6 protein-coding genes are annotated in these 4334 nt (G+C 66.3%); 2 read left to right on the plus strand and 4 right to left on the minus strand.

The window, feature by feature from the left end:
- Window positions 1–274: 274 nt before the first annotated feature.
- Window positions 275–1585: an FAD-binding oxidoreductase gene (locus tag JNL31_RS17310; RefSeq protein WP_294975985.1), complete on the plus strand. Its 1311-nt coding sequence runs from the start codon at window positions 275–277 to the stop codon at window positions 1583–1585.
- A gap of 7 nt (window positions 1586–1592) precedes the next feature.
- Here JNL31_RS17310 and JNL31_RS17315 read toward each other — a convergent pair whose 3' ends face one another.
- Window positions 1593–2033, minus strand: a complete 441-nt coding sequence (locus JNL31_RS17315; RefSeq protein ID WP_294975988.1) for a GFA family protein — start codon at window positions 2031–2033, stop codon at window positions 1593–1595.
- 158 nt (window positions 2034–2191) lie between these two features.
- On the opposite strand from JNL31_RS17315, the gene JNL31_RS17320 reads away from it, so the two are divergent.
- Window positions 2192–2986, plus strand: a complete 795-nt coding sequence (locus tag JNL31_RS17320) for a glycosyltransferase family 25 protein (protein WP_294975991.1) — start codon at window positions 2192–2194, stop codon at window positions 2984–2986.
- Between the two features lie 94 nt (window positions 2987–3080).
- Here JNL31_RS17320 and rpmD read toward each other — a convergent pair whose 3' ends face one another.
- The 3 genes from rpmD to rplR form a co-directional block, all read right to left on the minus strand.
- The gene (gene rpmD, locus JNL31_RS17325; RefSeq protein ID WP_294975994.1) at window positions 3081–3293 is read right to left on the minus strand and encodes a 50S ribosomal protein L30; all 213 of its coding nucleotides are present in this window, start codon (window positions 3291–3293) and stop codon (window positions 3081–3083) included.
- A gap of 2 nt (window positions 3294–3295) precedes the next feature.
- On the minus strand, window positions 3296–3871 hold the full coding sequence (rpsE, locus tag JNL31_RS17330) for a 30S ribosomal protein S5 (protein ID WP_294975996.1): 576 nt from the start codon (window positions 3869–3871) through the stop codon (window positions 3296–3298).
- A gap of 111 nt (window positions 3872–3982) precedes the next feature.
- On the minus strand, window positions 3983–4334 hold a 352-nt coding region (gene rplR / locus JNL31_RS17335), incomplete at its 5' end, for a 50S ribosomal protein L18 (protein ID WP_294975999.1).

Here is a 4334-nt window from a genome sequence, read left to right on the forward strand (position 1 = left end):
GCGCGATCTCCCGCTGGCTCGTGCCCCGGCGATGCTCCGCAAAGATCACCGCACGCTCGCATGCGTCCAGATGCCGCCCCCGCCTCTCCATCGCAACCCCCCTCCAAACCTCAGGTGTTGCGTTCCTTTCTAGAGGCTAAGCTTCCTTAATCCTTGCCTTGCCTCCCCTGCCCGACGCTGACAGATGATCGCCAGGACCGGGCAGCGGGATCGGCTCTGGCGCGTGGTCGGGAAGGGGATAAGCTGTGACCAGGACCTGAGTCGAGCCCCTGACATGACCAGCGCAGTTTCCGGAAAGACCCTTCCCCCTTCGCTTTGGGCCGTCACCGCGCCTTCGCTCGCCGCGCAGCCGCCGCTTCAAGGTGATGCCACCTGCGATGTTGCGATCATCGGCGCGGGTTTCACCGGACTGCGCTGCGCCCTTGGACTGGCCGAGGCCGGAACTTCGGTCCGTGTCCTTGACGCCCGCGAGGTCGGCTATGGCGCCTCGGGTCGCAGCGGCGGGCAGGTGAACCCGATCCTGCGCAAGACGGTCGAGGCGGTGCGGGCGGAATTGCCGCCGGGCATCGGCGACAACCTGGTGCAGGCGACGCTATCCTCTGGCACGGCACTTTTCGATGACATCCGCCGCTATGGCATCGACTGCGACGCGGTGGAAAAGGGCTGGCTCCAGGTTGCCCACAGCGGCCGGATGCTGACAAAGCTCCAAGCCCTGCGCGACAGCTGGAACGCCGCGGGGGGCACGATCCGCGAGCTGGACGCCAGCGCGACGGAGAGCTGGTCCGGCGCGCGGGGCTATGTCGGCGGGCTTTTCCATGCCACCGCCGGCCATGTTCAGCCGCTGTCGCTGACCAGGGGATATGCGAAGGCTGCGCTGGAGCGGGGCGCGGTGATCCATGAGGCGACGCCGGTTGTCGCCTTGGACCGCGACCCGGGCGGCGGCTGGCGGCTGACCACTCCATCAGGGCGCCTGAGTGCTGACCGGGTGGTGATCGCCACCAACGGCTATACCGATGCGCTCTGGCCCGGGCTGAAGGCCACGATCATCCCCTTCGTCTCGATCCAGGCGGCGACCGCCCCGCTGACGGACGAGCAACAGGCGCAGGTCCTGCCGCGCGGCACGACCTTTGCCGATACCCGGAGGTCGATCATCTATGGCCGATACGACCGCGACGGCCGCCTGTGCATCGGCTGCATCGGGAGTTACCCGGACGCGCCCGCGGCGCTTGGCGCCTTCCGGCGGCTCAAGTCAGGGACGGAGCGGGCCTTCCCGGCGCTGCACGGCGTACGATGGGACCGGAAATGGGGCGGTTACATCGCCATGACCACCGACGCCCTGCCCCACCTGCACGAACCCGCGCCGGGGCTGACCATCGGTCTTGGCTACAACGGGCGGGGCGTCGCGATGAGCGCCGTCATGGGCCGAACACTTGCAGCGCGCATCCTGGGCATGCCCGACCGTGACCTGCCCTTCGCGGTCACGCCGCCGACCCCGGTGCCGTTCCACCGCATCCTCGCGGCGGCCCTGCCCGCAGCGCCGCCGCTGATGGCGCTGGCCGACCGGCTGGACGGCCTGCGCAGCTAAGGCTGGCTCAGGCGCCCTTCGGCCAGACGAAACTGGGCTGGAGGCCGCCATAGACCGGGCGACCGTCCTGCGGTGCCGGGTAGCCCTTGGTCTCGTCCCAGAAGGCGTGATAGGTCGCTTTCGGGAACTTGGCGTCATCGTAGCCCATGACGTTCGGCACCGCCACGCGGATGCGGCCCTGCTTGTCGTCGAGCATCAGGACCGCGCCGCAGTCGGTGCAGAGGCAGATCTCCAGCGGGCCGTTCGGATTGTCCTTGTTGAAGGGGACCCGCTTGATCTTCTCGGGGTGGTCGACCTGGATGTCCTTGTGGTTGAAGAAGGCGACATGGGTCGTGTGCTGGCCCGTCACCGACTTGCAGACATTGCAGTGGCATTCGTGGTTGTCGATCGGCTCGGCGCTGGCCGTGACATGGACATGGGCGCAGCCGCCCGCGTAATGCGTGGTCATGGGTTTCCTCCCTTGGACGACCCCCTGCCCCTGCCGGGTCAGGGTTGAGTCGTTGAGGGGAGGTTAGCACCCGCAGGCCGAAATGCGATACCTTCGATCAGGTGGTTGCCTTGTCGGCCCCTAAGGGCTGTGCAAGACTGCCCGAGGTGAGAGGTGACATGTCCGCAGAAACTGATGATTGGCCGATCCTGGTGATTTCGCTTGGCATTGCGACCGAACGGCGGGCCGTCATCGCTCGTCAGCTGGCCTCCATGAACCTGACCTGCCAGTTCATCGACGCCGTGGACGGTCGCAAGGGATTGGGTCCCGAATGGGATACCGCAATCGACAGGCAGGGCGCGGTGGCGCGATACGGCTACCCGATGAGCGACGGCGAGTTTGCCTGTTCGCTGAGCCATCAACTCGCCTATGCCCGGGTGCTAGACGAGGGGCTTCCCGGCGCAATCGTGCTGGAGGATGATGCCATCCTGACCCCTGACTTCGCCGCGTTCTACCGGCAGGGGCAGTTCCGCACGGCGGATTTTATCCAGTTTTTCTGCTTTGCCGCACGCATCTGGCGCGGTCCGGGTCGCCGCTCGGTCAGCCAGGTTCGATTGCACCGGCTGGCGGAGAACGCCTTCTCTGCCGTCGGTTACAGCATCTCCGCGCGGGGCGCCGCCTTCCTGCAAGCGTCAGGCAAGCCCGTTCGCGGCAGGGCGGACTGGCCGGTTGATCTAACCCGCATTGATGCCTTGCTGACCGTACCCTCGATCGTGTTGCACCCGCCGCCGGTGTCGGCGCAATCCTACCTGGCCGATACGCGGGACAACCTGGCGCCCGAGGGGTTCGACTACAGCGCCGGGTATGTGAAGGGCTGGCGGCGGCTGGTCACGCCAAAGTCCTGGGCAAGCTTCCTGCGCAAGCGCCTCAGCCGGGAGATCTCGCCGGGGTTTCCCCAGCCGGGCGGAGGGTGAGGCGTGCCGGTTCGTGCGGTTTCGTATGGCAAAACGCCCCCGCGTTTCCGCAGGGGCGTTTGATGTTGGACAATCGGGGAAGTCCCGACCTGGCTTAGCCGCGCTCTTCGACGATCACGACCAGGTGGCTGATCGAATTCACCATGCCGCGGACGGAAGGGGTGTCTTCCAGCTCGCGGGTGCGGTTCAGCTTGTTCAGGCCGAGGCCCTTCAGCGTCGCGGTCTGCACCGCCGGACGGCGGGCGGCCGACCGGATCTGCTTCACGACGATGGTTTTCTTCGCGGCGTCAGATTTCTTGGCAGCCATGATCAGGCCTCCACGGTTTCGGCTTCGGGTTTGCGGAGGATTTCCGCAACCTTCTTGCCACGACGCGACGCGACCGAACGGGGCGAGGCTTCCAGCTTCAGCCCGTCGATGGTGGCGCGGATCATGTTGTAGGGGTTCTGGCTGCCGATCGACTTGGCGACGACGTCCTGGACGCCCAGCATCTCGAACACGGCGCGCATCGGGCCGCCGGCGATGATGCCGGTCCCGGCCACGGCGGTGCGCATCACGACCTTGCCCGCGCCATGGCGGCCTTCGATGTCGTGGTGCAGCGTGCGGCTGTCCTTGAGCGCGACGCGGATCATCGAGCGCTTGGCCTGTTCGGTGGCCTTGCGGATTGCCTCCGGCACTTCCTTGGCCTTACCCTTGCCGAAGCCGACGCGACCACGCTGGTCACCGACAACGACGAGAGCCGCAAAGCCGAAGCGCTTGCCACCCTTGACGGTTTTGGAGACACGGTTGATCGCGACCAGGCGGTCGGCGAATTCCGGGGTTTCTTCCGGGCGGTTGTCGCGGCGGTCGTTGCCACGGCCTTCCCGGCGATTTTCACGTTCTGCCATAAGGCATTCCTTCACTGGTGGCGCTGCACGCGCCGACTGAAACCAATCCTGGTGCTAACCGGAAAAGGTCCGGGGCCCGGATCATCGGGGCGGCACGAATGCCGCCCGCTGTTAGAACTTCAAGCCGCCTTCACGGGCCGCATCGGCCAGCGCCTTGATCTTGCCGTGGAACAGGAAGCCGCCACGGTCGAAGTAGCATTCCTCGACCCCGGCCTTCTTGGCCCGTTCCGCAATCGCGGCGCCCACTTTCGCGGAAGCCTCGACATTGTTCTTGCCGACCACGCCGAGGTCTTTCTCCAGCGTGGAGGCCGCCGCAATGGTGACACCCTTCACGTCGTCGATCAGCTGGACGCTGATGTTCTTCGACGAGCGGTGCACCGACAGCCGCAGACGACCATGCGAGGTCGCCTTGATCTTGTTCCGGACGCGCAGGCGGCGCTTGAGGAACAGCTCGCGTTTTTTC

Source organism: Tabrizicola sp. (genome assembly GCF_016792905.1).
Taxonomy (GTDB): Bacteria; Pseudomonadota; Alphaproteobacteria; order Rhodobacterales; family Rhodobacteraceae; genus Tabrizicola.

What these genes read in the sequence shown, in the direction of transcription:
- rpmD (WP_294975994.1), bottom strand. Translation starts at nt 3,293, where the DNA reads ATGGCTGCCAAGAAATCTGACGCCGCGAAGAAAACCATCGTCGTGAAG.
- JNL31_RS17310 (WP_294975985.1), top strand. Translation starts at nt 275, where the DNA reads ATGACCAGCGCAGTTTCCGGAAAGACCCTTCCCCCTTCGCTTTGGGCC.
- JNL31_RS17320 (WP_294975991.1), top strand. Translation starts at nt 2,192, where the DNA reads ATGTCCGCAGAAACTGATGATTGGCCGATCCTGGTGATTTCGCTTGGC.
- JNL31_RS17315 (WP_294975988.1), bottom strand. Translation starts at nt 2,033, where the DNA reads ATGACCACGCATTACGCGGGCGGCTGCGCCCATGTCCATGTCACGGCC.
- rpsE (WP_294975996.1), bottom strand. Translation starts at nt 3,871, where the DNA reads ATGGCAGAACGTGAAAATCGCCGGGAAGGCCGTGGCAACGACCGCCGC.